General features: G+C 38.7%; 26 protein-coding genes. 16 read left to right on the forward strand and 10 right to left on the reverse strand.

What is annotated here, in order from left to right; genetic code table 11:
* The first annotated feature begins 2 nt into the window (after positions 1–2).
* From ACOZ9X_RS12415 to copZ, 6 genes are all read left to right on the forward strand, one after another.
* Positions 3–317: an ArsR/SmtB family transcription factor gene (locus ACOZ9X_RS12415; protein WP_066391583.1), complete on the forward strand. Its 315-nt coding sequence runs from the start codon at positions 3–5 to the stop codon at positions 315–317.
* Between the two features lie 15 nt (positions 318–332).
* Entirely contained in the window at positions 333–2,387 is a 2,055-nt protein-coding gene (locus ACOZ9X_RS12420) for a heavy metal translocating P-type ATPase (RefSeq protein ID WP_423418448.1), read from the forward strand.
* A gap of 81 nt (positions 2,388–2,468) precedes the next feature.
* A complete protein-coding gene (locus ACOZ9X_RS12425; protein WP_423418449.1) occupies positions 2,469–3,014 on the forward strand; it encodes a TVP38/TMEM64 family protein in 546 nt (181 codons plus the stop codon).
* A gap of 66 nt (positions 3,015–3,080) precedes the next feature.
* Complete coding sequence (locus ACOZ9X_RS12430; RefSeq protein ID WP_423418943.1) at positions 3,081–3,377, forward strand: metal-sensing transcriptional repressor; 297 nt, start codon at positions 3,081–3,083, stop codon at positions 3,375–3,377.
* A gap of 15 nt (positions 3,378–3,392) precedes the next feature.
* A complete protein-coding gene (locus ACOZ9X_RS12435; RefSeq protein ID WP_423418450.1) occupies positions 3,393–5,786 on the forward strand; it encodes a heavy metal translocating P-type ATPase in 2,394 nt (797 codons plus the stop codon).
* Between the two features lie 21 nt (positions 5,787–5,807).
* Positions 5,808–6,014, forward strand: coding sequence for a copper chaperone CopZ (gene copZ / locus ACOZ9X_RS12440; protein WP_423418944.1), 207 nt, complete (start codon positions 5,808–5,810; stop codon positions 6,012–6,014).
* Positions 6,015–6,112: 98 nt separating this feature from the next.
* On the opposite strand, the gene wrbA is transcribed toward copZ, so the two are convergent.
* From wrbA to ACOZ9X_RS12455, 3 genes are all read right to left on the reverse strand, one after another.
* Entirely contained in the window at positions 6,113–6,739 is a 627-nt protein-coding gene (wrbA, locus tag ACOZ9X_RS12445) for an NAD(P)H:quinone oxidoreductase (protein ID WP_423418451.1), read from the reverse strand.
* Positions 6,740–6,835: 96 nt separating this feature from the next.
* Complete coding sequence (locus tag ACOZ9X_RS12450) at positions 6,836–7,258, reverse strand: hypothetical protein (RefSeq protein WP_423418452.1); 423 nt, start codon at positions 7,256–7,258, stop codon at positions 6,836–6,838.
* Between the two features lie 124 nt (positions 7,259–7,382).
* On the reverse strand, positions 7,383–7,928 hold the full coding sequence (locus ACOZ9X_RS12455) for a phosphatase PAP2 family protein (RefSeq protein ID WP_423418945.1): 546 nt from the start codon (positions 7,926–7,928) through the stop codon (positions 7,383–7,385).
* 464 nt (positions 7,929–8,392) lie between these two features.
* Between ACOZ9X_RS12455 and ACOZ9X_RS12460 the strand changes: the two genes are divergently transcribed.
* From ACOZ9X_RS12460 to ACOZ9X_RS12495, 8 genes are all read left to right on the forward strand, one after another.
* Positions 8,393–8,617, forward strand: a complete 225-nt coding sequence (locus ACOZ9X_RS12460; protein WP_423418453.1) for a hypothetical protein — start codon at positions 8,393–8,395, stop codon at positions 8,615–8,617.
* 76 nt (positions 8,618–8,693) lie between these two features.
* Positions 8,694–8,909: a hypothetical protein gene (locus ACOZ9X_RS12465; protein ID WP_191753158.1), complete on the forward strand. Its 216-nt coding sequence runs from the start codon at positions 8,694–8,696 to the stop codon at positions 8,907–8,909.
* A 301-nt stretch (positions 8,910–9,210) separates the two neighbouring features.
* Positions 9,211–10,452, forward strand: a complete 1,242-nt coding sequence (locus tag ACOZ9X_RS12470) for an MFS transporter (protein WP_423418454.1) — start codon at positions 9,211–9,213, stop codon at positions 10,450–10,452.
* 176 nt (positions 10,453–10,628) lie between these two features.
* Positions 10,629–11,186 carry a DJ-1/PfpI family protein gene (locus tag ACOZ9X_RS12475; RefSeq protein WP_423418455.1) on the forward strand — a complete coding sequence of 186 codons (558 nt, stop codon included), beginning with the start codon at positions 10,629–10,631 and terminating at the stop codon, positions 11,184–11,186.
* 210 nt (positions 11,187–11,396) lie between these two features.
* A complete protein-coding gene (locus tag ACOZ9X_RS12480; RefSeq protein WP_423418456.1) occupies positions 11,397–12,041 on the forward strand; it encodes an FMN-dependent NADH-azoreductase in 645 nt (214 codons plus the stop codon).
* Between the two features lie 122 nt (positions 12,042–12,163).
* Positions 12,164–12,772: a nitroreductase family protein gene (locus ACOZ9X_RS12485; RefSeq protein WP_423418457.1), complete on the forward strand. Its 609-nt coding sequence runs from the start codon at positions 12,164–12,166 to the stop codon at positions 12,770–12,772.
* Positions 12,773–12,910: 138 nt separating this feature from the next.
* A complete protein-coding gene (ytzI, locus tag ACOZ9X_RS12490) occupies positions 12,911–13,096 on the forward strand; it encodes a YtzI protein (protein ID WP_423418458.1) in 186 nt (61 codons plus the stop codon).
* A 16-nt stretch (positions 13,097–13,112) separates the two neighbouring features.
* The gene (locus tag ACOZ9X_RS12495; protein ID WP_423418459.1) at positions 13,113–14,036 is read left to right on the forward strand and encodes a DNA-3-methyladenine glycosylase family protein; all 924 of its coding nucleotides are present in this window, start codon (positions 13,113–13,115) and stop codon (positions 14,034–14,036) included.
* Positions 14,037–14,087: 51 nt separating this feature from the next.
* Here the strand turns inward: ACOZ9X_RS12495 and ACOZ9X_RS12500 are convergent, their stop codons facing one another.
* The 7 genes from ACOZ9X_RS12500 to ACOZ9X_RS12530 form a co-directional block, all read right to left on the reverse strand.
* Positions 14,088–15,017 carry an ATP-grasp domain-containing protein gene (locus ACOZ9X_RS12500; RefSeq protein ID WP_423418460.1) on the reverse strand — a complete coding sequence of 310 codons (930 nt, stop codon included), beginning with the start codon at positions 15,015–15,017 and terminating at the stop codon, positions 14,088–14,090.
* Between the two features lie 90 nt (positions 15,018–15,107).
* Positions 15,108–16,313 (reverse strand): DUF4129 domain-containing protein, encoded by a 1,206-nt coding sequence (locus tag ACOZ9X_RS12505; RefSeq protein WP_423418461.1) that lies wholly within the window; start codon positions 16,311–16,313, stop codon positions 15,108–15,110.
* Positions 16,307–17,524, reverse strand: a complete 1,218-nt coding sequence (locus ACOZ9X_RS12510) for a DUF58 domain-containing protein (RefSeq protein ID WP_423418462.1) — start codon at positions 17,522–17,524, stop codon at positions 16,307–16,309. Before ACOZ9X_RS12510 ends, ACOZ9X_RS12505 begins: the two co-directional genes overlap by 7 nt.
* Position 17,525: 1 nt before the next feature.
* Positions 17,526–18,473 carry an AAA family ATPase gene (locus ACOZ9X_RS12515; protein ID WP_423418463.1) on the reverse strand — a complete coding sequence of 316 codons (948 nt, stop codon included), beginning with the start codon at positions 18,471–18,473 and terminating at the stop codon, positions 17,526–17,528.
* 165 nt (positions 18,474–18,638) lie between these two features.
* Positions 18,639–19,226: a 3D domain-containing protein gene (locus ACOZ9X_RS12520; protein WP_423418464.1), complete on the reverse strand. Its 588-nt coding sequence runs from the start codon at positions 19,224–19,226 to the stop codon at positions 18,639–18,641.
* A 223-nt stretch (positions 19,227–19,449) separates the two neighbouring features.
* Entirely contained in the window at positions 19,450–19,608 is a 159-nt protein-coding gene (locus ACOZ9X_RS12525) for a Spo0E family sporulation regulatory protein-aspartic acid phosphatase (protein WP_423418465.1), read from the reverse strand.
* 197 nt (positions 19,609–19,805) lie between these two features.
* The gene (locus ACOZ9X_RS12530) at positions 19,806–19,970 is read right to left on the reverse strand and encodes a Spo0E family sporulation regulatory protein-aspartic acid phosphatase (protein WP_423418466.1); all 165 of its coding nucleotides are present in this window, start codon (positions 19,968–19,970) and stop codon (positions 19,806–19,808) included.
* A gap of 305 nt (positions 19,971–20,275) precedes the next feature.
* Between ACOZ9X_RS12530 and ACOZ9X_RS12535 the strand changes: the two genes are divergently transcribed.
* A complete protein-coding gene (locus ACOZ9X_RS12535; RefSeq protein WP_423418467.1) occupies positions 20,276–21,592 on the forward strand; it encodes a hypothetical protein in 1,317 nt (438 codons plus the stop codon).
* Complete coding sequence (locus ACOZ9X_RS12540; protein WP_423418468.1) at positions 21,589–24,381, forward strand: DEAD/DEAH box helicase; 2,793 nt, start codon at positions 21,589–21,591, stop codon at positions 24,379–24,381. Before ACOZ9X_RS12535 ends, ACOZ9X_RS12540 begins: the two co-directional genes overlap by 4 nt.
* Positions 24,382–24,533: the final 152 nt, after the last annotated feature.

The following is a 24,533-nucleotide window of genomic DNA, read 5'->3' on the forward strand; positions in this document are numbered from 1 at the left end:
TCATGTCTGACCAACAAAACAAATACGAACACCTCGATGAGGAAACACTATTTATCGTATCTCAAACATTTAAAGCACTTTCGGACCCAACCCGAATTCGAATTTTGCATCTTTTAGGGGAGAGAGAATGCAATGTTTCTGAAATTGCTGAAGAACTGTCACTTATGCAGTCTACCGTATCTCATCAATTGCGCTTCTTAAAAAATTTAAGACTTGTAAAATTCAGGCGCGCTGGAACAACACTATTTTACTCAATAGATGACGAGCATGTGATGACCCTTCTGCATCAATCTATACACCATGCGAGACACGACTAGAAAGGAGGGAGCAAAATGAAAGAGCATAAGATCACCGGATTATCTTGTGGCCATTGTGCATTAAAGCTTGAAGAACAGATCCAACAACTTCCTGGGGGAGAGCGAGCAAAAGTACAATTTAATTCAAGTAAAATTGTTTTAGATGAAAAAATGGACATGGACAAAGTACGTTCTATCCTTTCGACTGAAAATGTACGTTTTGAGTCAGATGGAGAGCCTACAGGTCCAAATTGGTTAATGATCGGGTTGTATGTATCAGTTGCTTCCTTTATAGCAGCACTTATAACAGAACATATGTTGAACAATACGTATGTCTCCATTATATTTTATGCTGTTGCAACGATTTCTTCTGGTTACTCAACGTTTTTAAAAGGTCTTCGAAACCTGACGAAGTTTAAATTTGATATTAACACTTTAATGACAGTCGCTTTAGTCGGTGCGGTTGCCATCGGAGAATGGAAAGAAGCTGCACTTGTGGCTATCCTTTTTGGCATTAATGAACTGCTTGAATCTTACGGAATGGAAAAAGCAAGACGCTCGATGGAATCCCTTTTAAAGGTAGCACCGAAAGAAGCGCTTCTGTTAAGAAACGGGAAGACAGAAGTCATATCGATTGAAGAATTGGCAGTGGATGATATAGTACTCGTAAAAACGGGGCAAAAGATTCCATCAGACGGCGTCGTAGTCTATGGAAAAAGCTCTGTGAACGAAGCAGCGATCACGGGTGAATCACTTCCGGTTGAAAAAGAAGATGAAGAGACCGTATTTGGTGGAAGCATCAATAATGAAGGTGTACTTCATGTGAAAATAACGAAGACTTATAATCAGTCAGCACTTTCTAAAATACTGGCTCTCGTTCAGGATGCCCAAGAATCCAAAACGCCAACGGAGCTTTTCATCAATCGGTTTGCAAACTATTACACACCGATCATTATGGTTGTTTCTGCACTAGTTATGTTAGTCCCACCACTTATATTTAATGATTCGTGGGGTGAATGGTTCTACCAAGGACTTGCGGTATTGATCGTCGGCTGTCCCTGTGCGCTTATTCTTTCATCACCGATCGCGATCCTTTCTGGGATTACAGTCAATGCAAGAAACGGGATTTTGATTAAAGGTGGAGCCTATCTTGAACAGCTCGGTAAGATAAATATCATTGCTTTTGATAAAACAGGCACACTTACACTCGGAGAACCTCATGTTGTGGCGGAAAAAGCGTTTCATCCTGACTTTTACAAAGTCGCTTATGCAATTGAAAGCTCATCATCTCATCCTCTCGCCAAAGCAGTAGTTGCAAAGTGCCGCGAGATGGGGACAGAAGAAGTTAAAGCAGATGAAATCACAACAGTTAGTGGGCAAGGAATTACAGCAGTAGTCGATCATAAAACCTATAGGCTAGGAAACGAAAAAATAATTGGCAGTACAGAAGCGAGTGAGGACGTAAAAAATATTATCAATCTCTATAAAGAAGAGGGTAATACAATCGTTCTTGTTGCCAGTGACACGGAAATTCTCGGTGTGTTTGCTATTGCAGATGAAATTAGAAAAGAAAGTCCTGATATCATCTCTCTACTTCATGAAAAAGGAATAAAAGAAACGGTCATGTTGACTGGTGATCACCCAATTGTTGCAGATAAAGTTGCAAAAAAAACGGGGGTGTCTTCTTTCTTCGGCGGGTTGTTGCCAGAGGATAAAGTGAATAAGGTGAAATCGCTTAAGAAGAATGGAAAAGTGGCTATGATTGGCGATGGAATCAACGATGCACCCGCACTTGCTACGGCTGACCTCGGTATAGCGATGGGAAAAGGAACAGATAGTGCGATTGAAACAGCAGATATTGTACTCATGCAAGATCATTTAGGAAAACTTCCAGATGCTGTGCAAGTATCAAGGAAAGTAAATAAGATTATCAAATGGAACATCGGATTATCACTTGGGTTGAAGTTATTAGCTCTGTTGCTTACGATTCCGGGATGGCTCACACTTTGGATTGCAATCCTTTCTGACATGGGTGCTACAATACTTGTAACATTGATCAGTTTAACTGTCCTGCTTCATAATAGAAAATAATGAACGTAAAAAGCCATGCAGCAGCATGGCTTTTTTAGTACCATGAAGGGGTATGAGGTTTTTTTAAGGAGGACGCAACTCATGTCAGAAACGGTTATTCAATTTTTCCAAGAATATAGCGAATGGGCGATTATGATTTCACTAGGACTAAATATATTAATTGGAATCTTAGGTGTTGTTCCTACTGTTTTTATAACAGCTGCAAATCTGATATTCTTTGGGTTTTGGTATGGAACTATTCTTTCATTTATTGGAGAGGCATTAGGAGCCATGGTAGCCTTTCTTTTATATAGAAAAGGATTTAAAGAAGTTTCTAGAGAGAAGCTTAAAGGGTACCCCAGGGTGGTAAGGTTGTTAGATGCAAGAGGGAAGGAAGCATTCATCCTTATCCTTTCACTTCGATTGTTGCCATTTGTCCCATCAGGATTCGTTACGTTTGCTAGTGCAATCGGGGCTGTTTCAGCGTGGACTTTTGTTGTAGCCAGCTCCTTAGGGAAGTTACCAGCATTGGTGATTGAAGCATATTCGGTGTATAGCGTAACGGAATGGAATACAGAAGGAAAGATCATTTTAGGAGTTGCGGCGTTAGTAGGTATATACATTTTTGTAACAAAACGAAGAAACTAATCATATCATTTGATACTATAGGGGGGTATGGTATATACTAATTTTACAAACATCCAAAACGAAGGGATGAAACATATGGAACAAAAAACACATCGCTGTGAGAGTGATAAACAAGATTTAAACAAGCGTTTAAAAAAGATTGAGGGCCAAGTTCGTGGTCTACAAAAAATGATCGAAGATGATCGATATTGTATTGATGTTCTTGTTCAGATTTCAGCTGTTACAGCAGGTTTAAAAAGAGTGGGTTTTCAATTGATGGAAAGTCACACTCAGCATTGTGTAGCTGATGCGATTAAATCTGGTGATGGGGAAGACTCTATAGAAGAATTGATGAGAGTCATTAAACAATTCTCTAAATCTTAAAAGAAGGTGAAGACCATGAGCGAAAAGAAAGTGAATCTAGGAATCACGGGGATGACATGCTCAGCTTGTTCAACTCGCATTGAAAAAGTGTTGAACAAAATGGATCATGTTGATGTTAACGTCAATTTAGCCATGGAAAAAGCCTCTGTAACGTTTGATCCTGAAACGATCAGTCTTAAAGAGATCGAACAAAAAATTGAGAAGCTAGGATACGGAGTAGTTAAAGAAAAAGTGGATCTTGATATCTCAGGTATGACCTGTGCAGCATGCTCTACACGTATTGAAAAAAGTTTAAAGCGCATGGAAGGTATCTCTAGTGCCACTGTTAACTTAACGAATGAAACAGGATCAATAGAATATAATCCTTCAATCATTTCGGTAGATGATGTGATAAACAAGATAAAAAAACTTGGGTATCATGCGTCTACTCAACAAGATCGGGAAACAAAAAAGACAAAGAAGGAAGAAGAGATCACGTCAAAAAAAAGAAAGTTAATTCTTTCTGTAATCTTGTCTCTTCCACTTCTATACACAATGATTGCTCATATGCCTTGGGATTTTGGTTTGCCCATGCCTTCTGTTTTAATGAACCCTTGGTTTCAACTTCTTCTCGCTTCAGTTGTCCAATTTTATATCGGAGGTCCGTTTTATGTAGGCGCATATCGAGCACTTCGAAATAAGAGTGCGAACATGGATGTTCTTGTTGCACTAGGAACGTCTGCTGCATTTTTTTATAGCGTCGTTGAAGCCATAAAAACGATCGGCAATCCAGAATATATGCCACAACTGTATTTTGAAACGAGCGCTGTTTTAATCACACTAATCTTAGTCGGAAAATATTTCGAGACTCTTGCAAAAGGTAGAACAACAGAAGCCATTTCAAAACTATTGAATCTGCAGGCAAAAGAAGCAACTGTCATTCGAAATGGAAGTGAAGAGAGGATTCCTCTAAATCAAGTGGTAGTTGGAGATACGCTGCTTATTAAACCGGGTGAAAAAATACCAGTCGATGGTACCGTGCTCTCTGGAAATTCGGCCGTTGATGAAAGTATGATTACAGGCGAAGCGATTCCTGTTGAAAAAGCAGAAGGTGATTTCGTTATTGGAGCTACACTCAACAAGAACGGTACTCTCCGTATGGAAGCTAAAAAGGTAGGGAAAGAAACGGCTCTAGCTGGAATCATAAAGATTGTTGAAGAAGCTCAAGGATCAAAAGCACCTATACAACGTATGGCTGATTATATCTCTGGGATTTTCGTGCCGATTGTAGTAGGGATTGCCATACTTGCCTTTATGGCTTGGTATTTTCTTGTTGATTCAGGAAACCTGCCACAAGCACTTGAAGTCAGCATTGCCATTTTAGTGATCGCCTGCCCATGCGCACTGGGTCTAGCAACACCGACATCCATTATGGTTGGAACGGGTAAAGGAGCAGAGCAGGGTATCTTGTTCAAAGGTGGAGAGTATCTAGAAGGTGCTCAAAGAATTGATGCGGTACTCCTTGATAAAACAGGAACGGTTACAAAAGGAAAACCAGAAGTGACAGATCTCACAGAGTTAAAAGAAGGTTTCCTATCTCATGTGATTTCCGCAGAAAAAAGCTCTGAACACCCTTTAGCGGAAGCCATTGTTGAGTACGGTAAAAAGCAGAATATACCATCCATTGAAACGGAGTCTTTTCATGCTATTCCGGGCCACGGTATTGAAACCGTCGTGAGTGGAAAAACCGTACTCGTCGGCACGAGAAAGCTTATGAAAGAAAAAGATGTGGAATACAAAGAGCACGAATCACTGCTTGAAGCGTATGAGAACGAAGGAAAAACAGCCATGCTTGGAGCGGTAGATGGAGAGCTCGTTCTGATTGTAGCTGTTGCTGATACGGTAAAAGAAACATCAAAAAATGCGATTAGCTCGTTAACCGATCAGGGTATTGATGTGTATATGATCACAGGTGATAACAAAAGAACAGCACTTGCGATCGCACACGAACTAGGTATTAAAGAGGTATTCGCTGAAGTCTTACCGGAAGATAAAGCCCGTATCGTGAAAGAACTTCAAGATAAGGGAAAAACAGTAGCGATGGTAGGTGATGGGATCAATGATGCTCCAGCACTTGCGACGGCTAATATCGGTATGGCAATTGGAACAGGAACAGATGTAGCGATCGAAGCCGCTGACGTTACGCTTGTTGGCGGGGATCTAAATCATATTCCTAAAGCGATAGAATTAAGCCGAAAGACAATGCGGAACATTAAGCAAAATTTATTTTGGGCACTGTTTTACAATACAGCAGGTATTCCGATAGCTGCATTTGGTCTCCTTGAACCTTGGGTTGCCGGAGCAGCTATGGCTTTTAGCTCTGTATCTGTTGTAACGAACGCATTGCGTTTAAAACGAATCAACTTATAAAATATTTAGGAGGAAAAGATGATGGAAACAAAAACACTAAATGTAGAAGGTATGACGTGTGGACATTGTAAAGCAGCGGTAACGAATGCACTGAATGAACTGGATGGAGTAAAAAACGTCGTAGTTCACTTAGAATCAGGAAAAGTGGAAGTTGAATTGGATTCCTCGAAAGTTACAGAAGCTGAAATGTGTGAAGCGATTGAAGAGCAAGGGTATGACGTAAAGTAATGTTGGATTTGCTCTTTTGAGAAAAAGGAAAAACCGGTGAAAATAATCAACCGGTTTTACAGTAGCCCCTCTATCTGGAGGGGCTCTTTATATAGATTCTATAAGTTTCCTTTAAGTGCTTTTGCTACTTTTGCCACACGTTTTCCTAAACGAGATGCCATTGTTTTTTCTGCATCTTGAGGCTGTTGACTACCATCTGCTCCAGCGACAGTCGACGCCGCGTACGGTGAACCACCGATGCCATCTGATGTCATCTGTTCTGGATTTTCTCCATATGGAAGACCTACATAAATCATTCCAAAGTGCATGAGTGGAACGAAAGAAGTGATCGCAGTAGATTCTTGTCCGCCATGAATCGTATTAGAACTCGTGATTACAGCCGTCGGTTTACCTTCTAAATCGCCATTCGCCCAAAGACTGCCCGCAGAATCGAGCAATTGTTTGATCTGTGCTGGCATCATCCCATATCGTGTCGGAATTCCCCAGATTATTCCGTCTGCCCATTTTAAATCATCGAGTGTAACTTCAGGAATATCAACCTGTGCTTCTTGAGCTTTTACATAAGCATCTTGTTGAGACATATATTTTTTTGTGACTTCAAATTCAGGAACTTTTACAACTTTAACTTCGGTACCGTCAACTTGCTTTACACCTTCTGATGCTGCTAGTGCCATCTCATGAATATGACCATAAGAACTATAATATACAACCAAAACGTTAGCCATTATATTACCTCCCTAATTAATATGACTTATGTACACTTCCCGATTTTTCCTAATTGAAATCATAAAAAAATCCGCCTGACTGTTTCAGGCGGTCTTCTAATAGTAAGGGTATGGGTAGGGTGGATAATAAGGATATGGATAAGGTGGATAATAAGGGTATAAGGACAAAGCTACTAAGGATGCTAATGGGAAAATCTGACGATAATATCTTCGATAATAAGGATTACCATACCATTGTCGCTGATTTTGCTGAGATCTTTGTTGAACTTGCTGAGATTGTTGTTGGGGATTTGGAGACTGTTGTGTAGATTGAAGACTCTCTTGCTCTTCTTCAACTGGCATCATGTTTTGCGGAACCATCATATACACATTTTTCTTGTCTAGATCGGTAATGATACCTTCAATTTCTTGCCCGTCACGGGTTTTAATCGTTACATGATAATACATGTGCTGCTTACACATCTGATGCATACTGTCAGTGCGATTCAGATCCTGCGAATGTAACTGATATTCGCTCATATTATCACTCCTTCCCATGTTATTCATATTTTCTCCAAGCCCAAGTTATGTCTGTACATAGAAAACAGTTATGAACCATTTAAAGCCACAAAAAAAAACCGCTTATAAAAGCAGTTTTTTTTCTTTAACTTTTTTCTGTGCTTTGAAGTTTTGTCTTGAACATTCGTTTGAAAAAGCTGAATACCGTTTCAGCTTCAAGATAATAGAACAATTTAAATAGGAGACTGCTTAATAAAATCCCAGCAACTACATCCAATACAACATGCTGTTTGACGAATAGTGTCGACAAAATAATGCTGTATGCAATCGTTGATACAATGATATCTTTCTTGATCGTCCACATCTTACTATGACGTATACCCAATATCATGAGATAGCTACTCAAAACATGAATACTCGGAAAACAGTTGAACGGTTGGTCAGCACCATAAACATACTGAACCATCTTGGTGAGAATACCCCCTTCAACTAATTCAGGACGGGGAACAGTGGTTTGAAAAAAGAAATATATTACATAACATACAAGCATTCCAACACAAAAACTTAATAAGGTCCGATAGTAAATGGCTCTGTCATAAAAACAAAAATAAACAAACATAAGAAAAATAAAAGCGTACCAAAGGATATATGGTACAATAAAAATTTCTGCAAATGGGATTTGGTGATCCACTGCTGTAATAAGTTGCCTCGCCCCGCGTTCCCCATGATTTAATACTTGATAGATAATATTCAGTAAAGGGATAGAGAGGAGGAGACATAATGCTAAAATATTCTCTTTTATAATACGCAATACGAACTACTCCTTTATCTATATCATCAGCTTAATAACATATTCCCGTTTTGAAAGGTTTTACACGTTTTAAAATACACCTTATTGAGGTTACCATATTATGGTTTATTTGTCATAGGTCATGAGACGTATTCTACTATAAATTTTATCTCAATTTATTGTTATGTCTAGTCTTCCCAAGTACGGCTAGAATTTCTTTGCCACTATTTGCGTCAAGTAGTAAATGTACCCGTATAATATATATGCATACTATTACTTTTTGACTTTTCTGACAAAAGGAATATAATGGAGTTACACCGTAAGACCTAATGCATATTTAACCTCTTTGAAAGGGAGTGTTATGGATGTATGTAGGCAATACCATAAAAGTTGATCGTTATAATGGTGAGTACTTTATGATCAGTCAAAAGTGGCTGATGGAAGTGGTCTGGAACAAATACAACATGCCATTGCACGAGTTTTTATTAGCGTATGACAAATCAGACAGTGACTATATCATGTCACTCGCTGAACGGCAAAGCGTTCAATATGAAATCGCACATGATGAAGACTACCTGTACATAGGGTAGTTTTTTATTTTTATGTATGTCAAAAGCCTCTCTTCCTACATACACTGGGTTTAGGATTCAGGGGGAGGGCACATTCATGGCTAAAAAAAATGCAAAGAAAACAACAAAAAATAAATATGACAGTCAGGTTAATAAATACCAGCACACACAAAAGATGGTTACAAGTGAAACTTGCATCGCCTGTAAAACCCAATGCGTAAGAGGGTTGGCTTACATGGAACGCATGTCACAGCCAGGAGCTATGGGTAAAGGAGTACCATGCCATCTTACAAAAGGAAGAGGACATAAATAATGTGATTGTGTTCGCTGGCCTATATATGGGCCAGCTTTTTTTGAGTGCTTTTATGGTTTGTTATAGATAGAGAAGTGCAGTGAGGGTTTTGAAGGGAATTTTTTGCTACGACAATGACGGATTTCTGTTATTTAGGGATTTGATCGATTCTCAGGATTTATGATCGATCCCCGAAAATTACAATCCCCCACACTAAATCTACAACCTCAACATCTACTCAAACACCGTTAAAGACTTAATCACCTGTCATGTGATACACTTTGTTAGGTTTACATTACCATAAAAAGGATGAAGTGTACTTATGATCAAAGCTAACCGCTATTTTCATTTTTTATGGAGCGGACAGACGCTCGGGAATTTAGGAGATATCCTCTATATTATTTGTCTGATTACGCTTGTATATAATGAAACAGGATCTGTTCTCCACATGTCTCTTATTCCATTTGCAAAGACGATGTCATTGCTCGTATCAGGTTTTATTGCCCCTCTATTCATCGAAAAGTACAAACGAACGAGTTTGTTGAGCCATACACTCATCCTCAAAACAGCATTGTTATTCTGTTTATGTTTACTCGGTTTATATGGTATACATACCGCTATAACATTTACCCTTTTATATGTATTGATCGTGGTCATCTCTCTTCTCGAGGGTCTCGGAAACCCTGCCCGAAGATCAATGGTTCCTGATCTTGTAGAAAGTGATGAGCTTGTAAAAGCAAACAGTTTCATCAGTATTGCCAACCAGACTTCTATGCTTTTATCATGGCCACTCGGCAGTGTTCTATTGGTGATGTGGGGGGAACAAAATATGCTATGGGTAACTTTTGGCTTATTTGTTGCTGCAACCATTCTTACAATACAAATAAAGGTTAGCGAAAAGGAGAACGTTCGACCGCAAGAATCAAAGTGGAAAGCGATGAAAGAAGGTTGGCAACTGATCTTTCAATCAAAAAAACTTACGACTTTAACAGTTATGGATATACTTGAAAACTTCGGTCATGGAGTTTGGATCGCAGCAATTCTTTACGTCTATGTTGAAACAGCGATAGGAAAGGGAGAAGCGTGGTGGGGTTACATCAATGCGTCTTTTTTTGCAGGAATGATGGTAGCGGGTCTTGTAGTATACCGGTTCTCTAAGTGGATGGAATCATATCTGGGCTATGTCATTATGGCATCAACGGTCTGTTTGATGTTGCTTAATGTGTGGTTCGGTTTAACTTCATCAGCCTGGATTGCCTTATTTGTGTCTTTCATCTTTGGGTTTCCACAGATGGCAAGAGATGTCTCCCAAAATACATTGATCCAAGAATCCTATAGAGATAAACAGCTAGCTAAAGTGTATGCATCTCATGGGACACTCGTGTATGGGACATTTGGAATAGCGACATTATTACTCGGTTGGTTTGCAGAGGAATTTGGAGTTCGAGAGACGTATGTTTTAGTAAGTTTTCTGTTTCTAGTTTCCTTTTCAATCGCATATTTAAATCGTAAAGTCCTACATTCTAACCAGAAAATAACCTCACTTGAACAAGATGTTGTATAGATAACCTATCAATTCTATCTAATAAGTTGGGAAAACTGCTTGTATTTTACTAAAAAGAAAGCACATGTTCTCCTTCAATTTTCCCAATACAAAGCAAGTCGGCATCCTGTTACAATAATTATACACCCTCTTCCCTGCAAGAAGGGTAGAAAAGTAACAGGAACGGGTGAATACCATTGAAAAAGAAAGTACTTGTTTATTTGTATCCACAATTTAGAGAAGTTGAAGTTATGACGACTTTATCTATTATCGGTAAAAAGTATGAAGTGCTACCTTTCTCGCTGTTGCCAGGAACTGTTACTAGTGAATGTGGTTTACTGATGCAGCCTACGATCAAGATGAAGAATATTAGTCCTATTGATTATGAGATGCTCGTTATTCCTGGTGGAAAACAAGCGTTCACACAAGGAAATCCGAGACTTCTGCATCTGTTGCAAGTATTCAACAGAGAGAATATTAAGATTGCAGCTATTGGAAACGGTGCAGTTATTTTAGGACGAGCGGGTATATTGAACGGCAGGTCATATACTGTTTCTTTACGTGAAGATGAATTTGCTAAAACAAACAGTTGGTTGAATGGAACGTATCAATCAAAACAGATTGTTGAAGATAAGAATCTGTTAACTGCAAAGAGCCATGCGTATATTGATTTTGGATTAACAATCGGGGACCGTTTGCAATGTTTTGACGGCCTTGAAGAATATAATTTTTATAAAGGTACAAGTTCCTTTTAACGGAACGATAAACTTCGCTCCCCCTTATCGCTTTCTAGCTATTAGCTAGAAAGCGTTTTTTAATGGAAAAAATAACTAAAAAAAATTATGATAATAATTAAAAGTTTAGTTCTTGACAAAAGTAAGTTACGGAATTATGATGTAAAGGAATCAACTTACTAAAGAGAAGTTAATCACTAATTACAACAGACATTAAAGGAGAGAAACAAAATGAAAGTACTTTATATTAACTCTAACCCAAAACCAATGGATCAATCGTTCGGACTTCGCCTAGGACGTCACTTTTTAAACGAACTTTCTAATCAAAATGAAAACGTAGAAATCGAAACAGTAAATCTTTATGAAGAGAACATCCCGTTCATTGATGCAGATGTTTTAGATGCTTGGGGCAAATTAGCTGCAGGACAAGAGCTTTCTCCATCGCAAGTTGAAAAAACGAGCCGTATGGGCGAAATTTTAGAACAATTCCTTTCAGCCGATATGTATGTTTTTAACACACCAATGTGGAACTTGAGTTACCCTCCAATGCTTAAAGCGTATATCGATAATGTCGTGATGGCGGGTAAGACATTTAAATACACAGAAAACGGTCCAGCTGGATTATTAGGCGGGAAGACTGCTGTTCACGTTCAATCACGTGGTGGTGTATATTCAGAAGGTCCTGCTCAAGCTTTTGAGTTCACGAACGGATACCTTCAAGGTGTGATGGCATTTATCGGAATTACTGATTATCATCATGTCTTTACAGAAGGTATGGCAGCAGCACCAGACCGTGCAGAAGAAATTTTGGCTGATGCAAGAGAAAGAGCGACTGAATTAGCTAAAGAATTAGTATCAGCGAAACGCAATGCATAATTTTTGACTTCAACTGATAACCCACTATAATTGGTGGCATAGTAACGAGGTGTCAACGAAACGTGGCACCTCGTTATTTTATAGAGAAAAATCATTAGAATACGGAATAGGGAGTGGAAGAGATGAACGAAACATTTAAAGTCATGGAAGAACGATCTTCTGTCCGTTTGTATCAAAAAGGTAAAGAAATCCCGAGCGAAACACTTCACAAGATTTTTGAGATGGCAGGGAAAGCTCCATCAGCATGGAACCTGCAGCACTGGCGTTTTATTGTAGTAACCTCTCAAGAACAAAAAGAGAAACTTTTCCCGATTGCTTATAATCAAAAGCATGTGTTAGATGCATCTGCTGTTGTTGTAGTCTTAGGAGATACTGAAGCAGATAAAGTAGCTGCAGAAGTATTTGAAAAAGCACCAGAAGAAGCAAGGAATATGTTACTAAAAAATATTAACTCTGCCTATTCACAAGGTCGTGCGATTGGTGAGAGAGAAGCTCTGAAAAATGCATCACTCGGCGCGATGCAGCTCATGCTTGCTGCTAAAGCTGTTGGAATTGATTCATGCCCGATGACAGGGTTCGATCATGCTGCTATTGTGCCTGCTCTTGGAATTCCAGAACGATTCATTCCTGTAATGATGATTACATTAGGATATGCTGACGGTCCTGCTAAGCCAACAGAACGTTTTGATGTTAATCGCATTGTCATGCATGAAAAATTTGAAGAAAAATAGATCATACTTCTTTTAAGCAGTTATGCCTACCATCGGCATAGCTGCTTTTTTCATCTTACTAACACGATGGGTACTAAGTTTGCTTCATGGAAAAATGTGCTATTATACAAGTAAAATCAGTTTTGGTAAGGAGTCAGTATGAGCACATTAACCATATCAATTTTAATTACACTCGTTATCATTCTCTTTGTGGTAATTATATTCGCTGCGGCCATTACAAAAGGGTATTCTTATAAACATACGATCGATCAGTTGGACGATAACCCATACTTAAAAAATGAAGACAAAGATGATGAACGAGAAGAAGGTAAGGAGCGTTCATAGAAAAGGATGTGTAAGGATGAAGTTTGATATAAAACCGAAACCACCGTTCGATTTCCAAAAGATGATGCAACGACTTACTGTTACAGGAAAAACTCATGTCTTAAAACTCAATGAACAATTCACAGAATACGAAAAAATAATCAGGATAGAAGAAATTTCTTGCTTTGTAAAAGTAGTATCGAGCGGAACTGTTACTAGTCCTATTCTGAACTGTCAGGCAATACCTTTAAATGGTCGAGTATCTGAGGATGCAGTTAAGACAAAAATTCAACAACTGTTTTCAACTGAAGTCGATTTGTCGCCTCTTTATAACCACTTTTGTGAACACGAGAAATTGGATGGAGTACTACAACGTTTTAAAGGATTAAAACTTCTTACAGACACTGATCTGTTTGAATCCATTGTAAAGATTATTATCGGTCAACAAGTAAATTTAACTTTTGCTGGAACCTTGACCGAACGCCTGATTGAGCTTGCTGGAGATAAGGTGGAGGTAGAAGGAGATACATATCAAGTCTTTCCAACTCCTACATCTGTCTCAAAGCTTAAGTATGAAGACCTTCGTGAGCTTCAATTCAGTCAGAGAAAAGCAGAGTATATTATCGATCTGGCAAAGCTGATCTCAGACGGAACTATTGATTTTGGAAGCTTATGGAATATGTCAGATGAAGAAGTGATGAAAGCGCTGTTGCCTATAAGAGGGATAGGGAAATGGACGATCGAATGTCTTTTAATCTTTGGTATGGGAAGAACGGATGTACTGCCTGCTGCAGACATTGGATTAAGAAATGCCATCCGTCAAGTTTGGAAGTTAGCTGAGCAACCATCAGAAGAAGAGGTAAGGGTGCTTGCCCAGGATTGGACACCGTGGCGTACATATATCACGTATTATCTATGGGAGAGTTTAAATCAGACTCCTACAGTTGTGGATCATACTTAATAACTTAATAAAAAGGTGAGGGCATATTTTGAGATGACCCTCACCTTTTTATTATAATTCTTTACTTAAATACTCCGCGATCGCCTTCATGCCATATATATTTGCCTCTGCTTCAGCATCACGGTTGTAGTTTGTATTCGTGTTTACATCATACGCATATACGTTTCCGCTCTTGTCCGTAATGATCTCAATACCGGCAAACGTAATCCCGTTTGCGTCTAAGAACGCTTCATAACTTTCTTGATTTGGTAGAACAAAGTCTTTAAGAATCTTAAACTTTGGTGTTAGATTCTCTGGCTGGTCTGTAATCGGACAGAACTGATCACCAATCTGGCAAGCATCAGCCGGACAAAGTTCAAATCCATCAGAAGTATTCACTTGAACGGCATATAGAAACTTGCCACCAATAAATTCGCAACGCACGATATAAGGTTCTGGAGCTTCGATATAATCTTGCAAAAGAGTGATTCCGTCGATGGATTCATCAAAATTTTCCGACAGTACATAAGCTTCTAGTGCATTCTGCGTTTGAAACAATTGAACCCCAAGACCTTTACCCGCACGATTGTGTTTCGTGATGAAAGGGCCGTTAAATTTCGTAGCAGCGTGTAGCAGCTCATCTTTTCCGTAAGCGGCAATCGTTCGGGGAACAGGTATATGAAAGGCTTTTAATGCGCTGTATTGTTTCACTTTACTGATCTCAAGCTGAAGCGCTCTTGAGTCGTTAAATACTTTTCGATCATAACTCTCAAGCCAGGACAGTACTGCTGACGTATATTCAGGCGCATATCTGTGTCCTCTCGTATGAGAAGAGGCACTCATTCTGTTATAGAAGATGCCTTGTGGTGGAGCCTCTGTCAGATCTATGTGTCCTTTTTTCATATGCCAATCTTCATAAGGGAGACCGAGCTCTTCAAAACGTTGGAATAACGGAGCAGTCCATTCACTATTCTCATGAATCACATATATTTTTTTTGTCATAATATCCTCCTTGTATGTTAGAAATCCGACTATTTATATATTATTAGTCTATATTAAATGAAGTAGTATGAACAGAAAAAAGAAGCCGTCTTATTTCGGCTTCTTCAAGTGATCCGACTTCTCGAATTTTTTCAATGCACTTACATACTGATTGTATTCCTGATCAGAAATGCTCTCTTCTCCGTAACGTACTTTTTCGTATGTAGCTAGAACAGAATCTGCATCTTTTCCGCAGAGTTCAAGTCTTTGAAACCAGTTCACCGCGGATTCACCAGGCTCTCTTCCGAATCCCTTCTTATCCAATGTTTTTTCAAATTGTAAAAATTTCTTTCTAGTTCTGTCTTTGGACTGCAGCCACCTTTTTTTGCCGATCAACTGGCTGTTTGCATATGAACTATCAAGAACTGAAATGTTTCCGTTAAGCAATAGGCTGGACTGATTATTGAATACATTCCTCTTTTTCCAAAGAAAGAAAATGACGATGATGATAAGAATCGCAATTGTTATGTATAGAAGCATCGGAGTTTCCGCCAGTGTTTCAGGACGTTGTTCTACTACATCCTCTGTCTTATTACCCAATTCCATCTTCCCGCCTTCTTTTGTGTTAAACAATTTTTTAAGCATTTGGATTAATGGGGGAAGAAGGGAAATCAACTGCCAAAGAGGAACCGCCAAAATATAATACAAAATGAAGAATACACCGTCTAAAATCCAATAAAGTAAGATTTTTAACGGTCCTAATACAGCAAGGATCACCCCGCTAACCCCAACTAGCGTTAAGGGAACAACAAAATCCTTCATTACGATCTGAATAGAATCATTCTTAAAATAGTGCAGAGTCATTTTAATGAGCAACATGAGCATAAATTGTGTCCAGATTGCTCCATATATGACGGTGTAGCCATCTTTAAAAAAGAGCGAAAGAATGAATGTTAACACTGTGCCAAGACCAAAAATTAATTCAAGATCTGTCTTAAAAGGATCATTCCAATTTTCTGTGCTTCTCCACATAAGGACGATTGAAATCAGAATGGATAATAGGAGAGAAGAAGTCATATACCAAAACAACAGTGATGATAAGATCACAACAGCAAGAAGTGTGATTTTATTTAAGTTAGGTTTGTAAAGGTATAAAGCTCCGCTCACTGCGATAATTGGAATGAGGTTTGACGTGAACCATACGAATTCAAGCCACGTTGCACCTCCTGAAAAGATGGTCAAGAATATAAATACAAGCATCGCATCAAAGGTTACGTTCAATCCATAAAGAGAAAACTGCTGATTTTTCTTTAGCATGAAGCGACCTCCAATGAAAGATATGGCATCAGTATGGCATGTTCTTCGTTATGTTCGACATAAAAGGTTCTTCCACCTGATCTAGACCATTTCTTTATTAAGATTTGAGAATTTTGGTCCGTAGGAATATGGCCTAAAAAGATGACGAAAGGACTCGTGCCTACAAAACTACGGTCCATCTTATTCCACATGATCTGAGGTTTCACGATCACATTAGATCGGTCAATTCTCGCCAGACCTTCAAGGATACTGCTCAGGTGGATCGCTCCGCTTCCAGTTGGCACATGATACATCCCCATCGGACCTGGAACTTTAAAATTAATGAACACTTCAAAAGGAATTCCTTTTTCAGCTGCAAATTGACACATGTATGCCAAGTGACTGATCTCGTTCTCCATATCCTCAAAAGATTTCATCTCTTTATGGTCAGGGAGTATCGTATAAACAAATGTCCAGTGATAGACAACTGTTTTTTCAAAAACTTTCGTTTGAAGCGAGCCTGAGCGTGCTGTAGCTTTCCAATGTATTTTATGAAAAGAATCTCCTGGAGAATAATCTCGGTTACCTGCAGGAAGAGAGACGTTCTCAAATAATGCAAAAGGTCTTACAGCTTCACCGCTGCCTTGGGAAAACAGATGCTCAATGCGTTGAACAGGGAGTGGCCTGGGGTAAACGACAATTTCTGTTGGAAATATACCGTTATACGCCAAGGCTTGACCACTTAATGAAAGAGGATCTTGTACTTGAATCGTCAGATTAGAAATTCTTGTTGTTCCCCTTCTTGTAGCAGTAAAAGGTATTGTTTGTGTAAAAGCTGTTTGGCGATAGAGTGCAAAATGACGCTTAACTTCAATTCTTCCTTTTGAAGTATTGTTGGACTCAACATGCCCTATGACCTCAATCGGAGATCGGTGTGTGAAGATGAGCTCTCCTCTATAAGAAGGCCACCTGCCTTTATGAACAAGTTTCACATTGAACTGATCTGTATCACCTGGAAACAAACGATGAACTTGTTTAGTAGTATCTAAAATAATGTCCTTTGTTGCTGACCTAGATTGCAGCAATAACGTTCCATACAAAAATATGATCGCAAGTCCTAATAAAAACAGAAATGGAATATTACGATAAAAACCTATCAGAAGTATTAATGGGCTGAAAATAACCAAGGCCCGAAAGATGGATTTAATCCACACCTCGCTGTTCCATTGCATGTTATCTACCTGCCTCAGATTCTACAGGGACAATAATAGCTTCAAGAATCTCACTTAACACTTGGTCTTTCGTCTTTCTCATCGTTCCTTCCATCGTCAATACGAGTCGGTGAGTTAATACATAAGGAGCTACGAATTGGATATCGTCTGGAGTAACGAACGTTCTTCCTTGTACATATGCAGCGCCTTGAGCAGCTCTCATGAACGCAAGGGTACCACGAGGAGACACACCGTTCTCAATAAATTCATGACTGCGGGTCGCATGAACGATGGATAGTAAATAATTCTCTACACTATCACTAACATGAATGTGCTTTACTTCTTCTTGCATGACTAATAGATCTTCTAAAGTGAAGACAGGTTCTAAAGAATCTTGTGGGTTATTTTTACGATACATGTGAAGCATTTCTTTTTCTTGATCGTAGTTTGGAAAGCCAGACGGCAGTTTCATAAAAAAACGATCAAGCTGGGCCTCAGGAAGGGGGAATGTTCCGTGAGATTCAATAGGGTTCTGTGTTGCTAGAACTAAGAAAGGTGACGGAAGAGGAAGGGTTTCGCCATCGATCGTAACCTGTCTTTCTTCCATCACTTCTAATAGACTGGATTGTGCTCGAGGCGTCGCACGGTTGATTTCATCTGCTAATAAGATGTTAGTCATAACCGGACCGGGACGCAGCTCAAACTCTTGAAGTTTCGGATGAAAGAACTGTATGCCCGTGATATCAGCGGGAAGGATATCGGGTGTGAACTGAATTCTTTTAAATTCTCCTCCTATTAATCGAGCAAGGCTTTTAGCAAGCACAGTTTTTCCTGTTCCGGGCACGTCTTCTAAGAGTAAATGACCTTTATTGACGATCGATATCATCGTTAATTCAACGAGTTCTTCTTTTCCTGTTAACACTTCAGCTATAGCATTTTTTATAATTGTCATCTGATCCTTCATGTTCATGTATGTACATCCTCTCAAAAATGTTAATTTAACTTTATCATTATTATAATATTTAGAAAATAAAAAATGTAATATTTTTGAAATTAATGTAAACATAAAAAAACTCACAGCCTATTTTTTTAGCTGTGAGCGGAGAATAGATGAAGTACTGTGACATCATCTCATTTAGTTGATAATTGTAATATTTACGCTTTTTCTACCCCAATTAATAGCATCAGAATAGTTTTTCATAAAGATATCAATCTCATTTCCATTAATTCCACCACCGGTATCGTCAGCTACAGCATAACCATAACCAGGAACATAAACAACAGATCCGATAGGAATAACGTTTGGATCAACAGCGATTACTTTTGCATAAGGAATTTCTTTTAGATTTGTACCATTGAAAGTTGTACCGCTGCAGCCTTCACAACTTGCCGTATAGGCAGTCGCAGCAACAGTCATACTCTTTTTTGTAACGTTATTTTGAATGCTGTTAAACGTTTGAGGGCCTGCTATACCGTCTACAGATAAGCTCTTAGCTCGTTGATAGTCTGTTACAGCTTGTTTAGTAACGGGACCATAATAGCCTGTTGTTACAGCAAAATCATAGAATCCTAGCGCTTTTAATTTTCCTTGAAGTTCGTATACGTCATTGTCCCAAGTACCCGGTCGGAGAGTGTGATCCCCCATTGCTGCAAATCCACTAACGGGAGCAGAAACGAGCAATCCGAATGCTAGAGCCCCTGTAATTACCCATTTTTTAATCATGATAACTCCTCCTAATATGTATAATTGGTTAGATACGCCTCGGTTGCCAATTATACTAATCGAATGTAACAAACTCGTTAGGAGAAGGTAACAAAGAGATTACATTACTATCTTCATATAATAATAGGTAATTATGGAATTTAATAGATATCCTTGATCTGCGATAGGATAAAGTAGAAAATAAGATTCTTAAACGACAAATTTCCCAGGAAATAGACAAAAATTACGAGTTATCGCTAGGTTCGCCTATAAAATTATCTAAGCGATTCAATAACTGATCTAATTCCTGACTGCAGATTACTGTTTCTTTAGCAGTTAAACCATATGTTTTGCCAAGACATAACAATACTTCACGTTTTTCCTCAATTAATTGCAATAACATGTTTCATTCACAACTTTCATGAGAGATTTTGTCTTCACTTAATATGCAATAAATTTACAAAAAGAAAAAGGGTTTCGTCTAAAAAAGTGATAATGTTACAAAAAACTACATATGGACGGGGTTGTATGTCGAATTGAGAACCTAGGAGATGGAAGGTCTTCTGAAAATTAAAAAGCGACCTGGATATAGGCTGCTTTTTATGCTTTTTGCTGGATTTTAGCGTACTGATTTAATAATTGGTCGAGCTGTTGACTTATTGTGACTAGTTTAGGGTGTGTTAGTTCATAGTTTAGTTGATTTGAGATTACATATAATTCTTCTCTTAATAAGAGAATACGTTCTTGAATACTTCTTTCTTTCATAAGTAGTTCTTCCTTTCGGGATGTAACGACTAAGAAGTCTCTATGGCAATTGACTAGCATATCATTAAAGATAACCTAACTCCACGGAGCTTCTTTTCAAATAACTTATCTTTTGGTTCATGCTTGGAAAGGTCTTTATGAGACACTTCACTTAAAGTTATCGGTAAAAATTGGAATTGTTTTAGGCGTTAAATGTGTATCTTTGGTCAATTTCATCGGTTTCCTTTAAAATAGATATGATATACATGAATGAGTCTAGATGTATTTTGCTATAATTGGTAATAAAAAGAAAGGGGGGAGACGGAATGAAACCAACTGAAGAGCACAAAGATAAGGGCGAAACTCAAGTTCATTATGAAACGCCTGAGCAAAAAGTTCAAAACACACATTCTGTTCAACTATGGCGAGAGTATTTTTCAGAACGATTTGAAACTTTCGAGAGACGTAAACTGCAAACCGTCTCCTTTCGAGATCTCGTAGACGGAAAAGATACGAGTTATACGTTTGTTCACATTTACCGTGATTATTACCCTGCACTCTTAAATGCAGGGCAATTCTTTGATGAAGATATTGCGTTGTTATACAAATATCACGTACAGATCGAAACACTGCTCCGATTGTTTTCTTTTGAAGCTCAATATGGTTTGGCTACATATATGCAATCGAACTTTGATGCTACCGTTGAGAAACTATGTGATCAAATGTATATTACATTAAAACAGATCGACAGCAAAAAGTTACTAAATGAGAATAAAAAACTGGTGGAAGAAAGTTTAAGAAACTTTCAGAGTCTTTATGAGGTTCCACCCAAATGGGGTCATCTTCTATTTTATCTATTCCAGATCAGCTGGTCGTTACTTTATATCGAACAAGCTTGGGTGTCTAAATATGAAAAGCAGCTTTTAGAAGAAAAAGAGAGTGGCAAAACATCTCAAATGCTTGAATTGGCTCTTGTTCATTTTGCCTTTGCTAGTGGTAATGAAGAACTTGCTTTTAAACGACTAACTCAGTGTGAGAAAAAGGTAGACATGGTTCATTATCTGGTTTGGATGAAGTTATTGGTAGACAAACAAGAATGGGACCGCCTCTTGTTATGGCTGCTCGATCTGAAGCCATATTTCTTAGAAGGTGTTGGTACGTACTATTATCATTCTGATTCTCGAGAGTTTTTTCATGAGTACTTAAGCTATTTTTGGAAGTACGCTCAACACACAGGTGACGAGGATCAGTATGAAGAGATGTTGATCGAATTTTTACCCATCACGTTCTATGAGTACGGTGAATATTTGATGGTGATCGGTGAGCATGAGAGATGGGTGGAATTGCAAGTGATCATGGGCTACTCACCAGAGTTGATCCAAAGAAAGGATCTAAAAGAGGTCGTGTCCTTTCAAAAAGAATCCGCTTTGCCGATCTATCATCAAGCGATTGATAGGCTTATTAATGAGAGAACAAGAAAATCTTATCAATCCGCCATTAAACATTTAAAAACGCTTCGCACGTTATATTTTGAACTTGGAGAAGAAGAACGTTTTTCACAGTATATCAATCAGATTGCTACAGTTTATGGGCGGCTTAGAGCCTTTCAGGAAGAGCTAAGGAAAGGAAAGTTTATTTCATGATCGATACAAGCAATCTTTTGCTACACGCGAAATGGCTTCATGGCAACATGGTTTTATGGGCCACTAAACATTCGAAAAGAGTGCATGTAAACGACTGGAAACCTCTTTTATTTACATGGCATAAGCCTACATTTTACGGGACGATGCTAGATGTTGATGATGATCAGAATGTTTATTTAGATGCTGGGGAAGCATTTGATCTTTTTAATCGTTATCCCGACTTTTTTCTGGCGGAAAACAATTGGGAAGAAGATTCTTGGGCTTTTGTAAGAGAGGCTAACGATGTCTTTCGTTTAATGCAAAATGATAAGGTTACTCCTGATTATGAGGCATGGAAAACAGGGGTATGGGCATGGAGAACGGATGGAGAGAGAATTGAATCAGCTTGGTTGAATGAAGCTCTCTCTACATTGCCACATGACGGAAGTACTTACTTGCCTTCAAACTTTAATAGAGATCGTCTGAAGGGGGTACCTCGACAGATTATATCCGCTTTAAATCACTTGAATGAAGATGAATGGCTGATTAAGATCGGCTGGAGAAAAGATCCGAAGCCCTTTGATATCATTTTTCAACTGTCTGAACCTGCTAATGATGGTGAAGGTAGTGAAGATATATGGAAGCTGAACGTCATTCTTCAAGAAAAAGATGATGGAATAGCTGTACCTTATCTCGGAAAGAGCACACTTCTCCCAGAGGAATGGAAACCTTTTAAAGAGATGTTAGAATCGGATATAGAGCTCGTAACAAAATTAATCTCATGGTTAAAACCAAATACGCGTAAAGAAATTCGTAATGAGATAACCGAAAAAGAGGCTTGGGATTTTTTAACGCTAAAAAGCGATCTGTTAAGACAGATTGGACTTACCGTTATCCTTCCAGGATGGTGGCAGACCGTTCAAGAACTTCAACCGAAAGTAAAAGCAAAAATAAAAACAAAATCACAACAATCTGGCGGTGCACCGTCTTTTCTTGGATTAAATGCAATCATGCAATTTGATTGGCGAATGTCAACGGGGGACGAAGAGCTTACCGAAGAAGAGTTTCGAAAACTCGTTGATGGCAGCAGAAGACTCGTGCGAAGAAACGGTCAATGGTACAGAGTCGATCCTGAGTGGATGAAACAAGTACGGCATCTTATTAAGAACGTGGATCGTACAGGCATTCAGCTAAAAGATGTGTTAGAACAACATCTGCTAAACATGGAAACCAACCCTGCTGAAGATGGTCTTGAAGGAATAGAGTCAGAAGGACCGATGCTAGACATTGAGTGGGATGAACCACTGAACGCATGGATGGATCAGCTTACAGAGATTAAGACTTTACCCATTCAGCCAAAAGCTGAAAACTTGATCGGAACGTTAAGAGACTATCAAAAAACAGGAAGTTCTTGGATGTGTTTTCTCCGGGAATTCGGTCTTGGTGGTTGTTTAGCAGATGATATGGGGCTAGGGAAAACCGTCCAGACTATTGATTATTTCTTAAAAGTGAAAGAAAAAGAAAAGCACGAAGGTACTTTTTTACTCGTATGTCCTACTTCTGTAATCGGAAACTGGCAAAAGGAGCTTCAAAACTTTTCACCTACTTTATCGGTAGGTCTTCATTACGGAGGGAACCGGAAAAAAGGAGATCAATTTACGGAGTGGTACAAAAAATTCGATGTTGTTATCACTTCGTATACGACATGTCAGCTTGATTTTAATGAGATGAGTGAAACGTTTTGGGAAGCAATCGTACTCGATGAGGCACAGAACATCAAGAACAGTTATACAAAACAATCAAGAAGTATCCGCAGGCTGAACGGACGTCACAAGATTGCGTTAACGGGAACTCCTGTAGAAAACAGGCTTCTTGAACTATGGGCGATCTTCGACTTTTTAAACCCAGGATATTTAGGGAGCGAACCATCGTTTCAGAAAAAGTTTGTGGTGCCTGTTGAGAAAGACAATGATACGTTGCGATTACAGCAATTAAAACAGCTTGTTCAACCATTTCTGCTACGACGGACGAAGATGGACCCAGCGGTACAGCTCAATCTGCCTGAGAAACAAGAGATCAAAGAATATTGTCCATTATCAAAAGAACAAGCTTCTCTGTATGAAAGACTTGTTCAAGATACTTTTGAGCAGTTAGAAAAAGTTACAGGGATGCAAAGGCGGGGATTATTACTCGCGATGTTAGGCAAGTTAAAACAAATCTGCGATCATCCGGCTCTTTATACAAAGAATGATAAGCTAGGAAAACTTGAGGATCAGTCTGTTAAATTTGCAAAAACGATCGAATTGATCGATGCCATTCTAGAAAAAGATGAAAGGTGCTTGATCTTTACACAGTTTATCTTTATGGGTGAATTAATAAAGAAGTATGTGGAAAAAAAGTTCGGCCGGTCCGTACTCTTTTTGCATGGCAGTCTAAGCAAGCAAAAACGTGACCAGATGATTGAAAGTTTTCAAGACGGAGAACATCCGATTTTTATCTTATCTCTAAAAGCAGGCGGAACTGGTCTCAACTTGACCGAAGCCAATCACGTTATTCATTACGATCGATGGTGGAATCCAGCTGTTGAGAATCAAGCAACTGATCGTGCCCATCGTATTGGACAGAAAAAATTCGTGACGGTGCACAAGATGATTACGCTTGGCACATTAGAAGAGAAGATTGACATGATGCTCGAGAGCAAAAAAGAACTTTCAGAAAAAGTGATCCAGAGTGAAAATTGGATTACGGAACTATCAACAGACGAATTAAAAGATCTATTTACGCTAAGAAAAGAATGGGTCGAATCTTAAGGAAAGCACAGCGAGTGAGCTGTGTTTTTTTGTGGGCTTTACCTGTAGGCTTGCGAGAAAACTTTTTAGATTGATTAATTTCTATTTTATAGAAGCGTCTTTTTCACGAGTTTTTTGATAAACTTATATTATTATCCAAAAATTAGGGGGGG

It is taken from the genome of Fictibacillus nanhaiensis (assembly GCF_049537595.1).
GTDB lineage: Bacteria > Bacillota > Bacilli > Bacillales > Fictibacillaceae > Fictibacillus > Fictibacillus nanhaiensis_F.